The sequence below is a fragment of the Mycobacterium asiaticum genome (assembly GCF_001668675.1).
Classification (GTDB): domain Bacteria; phylum Actinomycetota; class Actinomycetes; order Mycobacteriales; family Mycobacteriaceae; genus Mycobacterium; species Mycobacterium asiaticum_D.
Genome location: NZ_LZKQ01000014.1, coordinates 1 through 2463 on the forward strand (window position 1 = coordinate 1; position 2463 = coordinate 2463).

The 2463-nt window shown below is 68.6% G+C and carries 3 protein-coding genes; all 3 read left to right on the forward strand.

The window, feature by feature from the left end; genetic code table 11:
- Positions 1-222 (forward strand): hypothetical protein (locus A9X01_RS30295; RefSeq protein ID WP_436405219.1); only part of this gene is annotated, 222 nt, incomplete at its 5' end.
- Between the two features lie 103 nt (positions 223-325).
- Positions 326-1492, forward strand: a complete 1167-nt coding sequence (locus tag A9X01_RS01290; protein WP_253848862.1) for an SPFH domain-containing protein — start codon at positions 326-328, stop codon at positions 1490-1492.
- A partial coding sequence (locus tag A9X01_RS30795; protein WP_155771864.1) for a TFIIB-type zinc ribbon-containing protein occupies positions 1489-2463 on the forward strand: 975 nt, incomplete at its 3' end. The genes A9X01_RS01290 and A9X01_RS30795, both read left to right, overlap by 4 nt.

The following is a 2463-nucleotide window of genomic DNA, read 5'->3' on the forward strand; positions in this document are numbered from 1 at the left end:
CTGCGGGCCGTCTACCCACTACCGCCGGTGCCGCGGGTCGTCGCCACTGCCCACGCGGGTTGGCGCACCCATCGCTGGCGCACGCAGCAGATCCGATTGGCCGCAGCCCTGGGTGCCGAGCACGTCACCATCGCGCCCGCCGGGCACCTCGTCATGATCGAACGACCGCTGGCTACCGCCGAGGAGATCCGCCGGATCGGGCGAATTAAGCCCCCGCAGTAGCGGTGATGCCGCGTAAGATTCGCCCAAATATCCGCGCTCGAGCTCGCTGAGCAACGGCGACGTGGCGGCCGTTGCCGGCCGAGGAGGGGGCACGACCGTGGGCATGCGGGACATGATCCGAGGCGAGTTCGTCGACATCATCGAATGGCTCGACGATACGAACACCACCCTGGCGTGGCGCTTTCCGAGGTATGACAACGAGATCAAGAACGGCGCCCAACTGATCGTCCGCGAGGGCCAGCGCGCCATGTTCGTCTACCGCGGCCAGCTCGCCGACCAATTCACTCCCGGCCACTACACCCTCACCAGTGAGAACATGCCGATCCTGGGCACGCTGCAGGGCTGGAAGTACGGGTTCAACAGCCCGTTCCGGTCCGAGGTGTACTACGTCAACACCCGGCCGTACCCCGATTTGCGTTGGGGCACACCGCAACCCGTGACCGTGCGAGACCCCGACTTCAAGATGGTGCAGGTCCGCGCCAACGGCACCACGGTGGTCCGGGTGACCGACCCGACCGCGTTCCTGCGGCAGGTGCTGGGCACGCAGAGCGTGGTTGACATGGATCAGATCACCGAACTGATCCGGCGCAACATCGCTCTCGCTTTCAACGACATGGTGATGGGCAGCGGCCTCGGCGCCATCGATCTGCAGGGCCGCCAGGTCGAGTTGTCGGACAAACTGCGCGAGTTCGTGGCCCAGCGCGTGCAGGCGTTCGGCCTCGGGATCGACGCGGTCACCATGACGATCTCGCTGCCCGAGGAGATCCAGCAGGCGATGACGCGCGGGGTGGCGCGCGGTCTGGAAGAAAGCAGCTTCCTCAACAACGTCGGCGACCTCGACCGGTATGCGCGGGCCCGTCAAGCGGACGCGATGCTGGCGGCGGCCCAGAACGAGGGCGGCGGCGCCGCGGGTTCGGCGATTCAGGCGGGCCTGGGTGTGGCGCTGGGCGCTCAAATGGCCAGTGCGGCGCAGGGCGGCTACGCCCAACCACAACAGTTCGCATCGCCCCAGCCACCGATGCAGGGCGCCCCACCGCCGTTGCCGCCCCAACAGCTCTTCCATTTCGAGCAGGCCGGCCAGCCTGCGGGTCCCTACCCCGTCAACGCGCTGCGGCAATTCGTCGCAAGCGGGCAACTCACCCGCGACACGGTGGTGTGGACCGAAGGGATGCCCAACTGGGCCCCGGCATCGACCGTCCCGGCCCTGCAAACGCTGTTCAACACGCCACCGCCCCTGCCGGGCACCCCTCCGCCGCTGCCGCAGCAATGACCTTCGATCCTGGGCCGCCGCAGCCGCCGCCGCTCCCCCGTCGGCCCGGCCCGCCGCAGCCGCCACCGCTGCCGCCTCGTCGGCCCGGTCCCCCGCCGTTGCCACCGCAGCAGGCAGGCCCGCCACCGCTGCCCCGCCCGCCGGCTGGACCACCACCGGCGCCGCCACCCCTCCGCCCGCCCACGCACCCACCGGCGGCGCCGGCGATGTTCCACAGCACCGAGCGCACCCGCACCTACCCGTGCGCGTCCTGTGGAGGACAGCTCAACTTCGACATCAGCAGCCAGAAACTGCGCTGCCCGAACTGCGGCAACTACTACGACGTCACCGCGCCCCACACCCCGGTCAGGTCGCGCGAACTGCACAGCGCCATGCAGCAACTCAGGGAGGTGCAACGGCGCCACGACGCACCGAGCACCACCGGAATGCGCGAGGTTGCATGCCAGAACTGCGGCGGCACAACGGAATTCGCGGGCAGCCTGACGGCCACCAAGTGCCCCTACTGCGCGACACCGATTCAGCGCGACGACGTGCACAACGCTCCGGCCCGGTTGCCGGTCGACGGGGTGGTGCCGTTTCGCGTCGACGAGAAGCAGGCCCGCTCACTGATCGAGAAGTGGGTGACCAAGCGCTGGTTCGCGCCCAACGACTTCAAGAAGTACCGCGAAATCGGCGCCTTCTCGAGCCTGTACACCGCCTACTTCACCTACGACGCCGACACCGACACCCAGTACGAGGGTGAACGCGGCGAAGATCACCGGGTCCGCGTCGGCACCGACGACGACGGCAACGCCATCTACGAGACGCAGACGCGGTGGTATCGCGTCTCCGGGCAGGTGCGCAACTCCTTCGCCGACCTGCCGGTGCTGGCCAACGAGGGCGAGAACCTCAACCGCAAACGCATCAAGTCGCTCGAGCCGTGGCCGGTCGAGCAGGCCAGGGCGTTCTCACCAGAATTCGTCGCCGGCCAC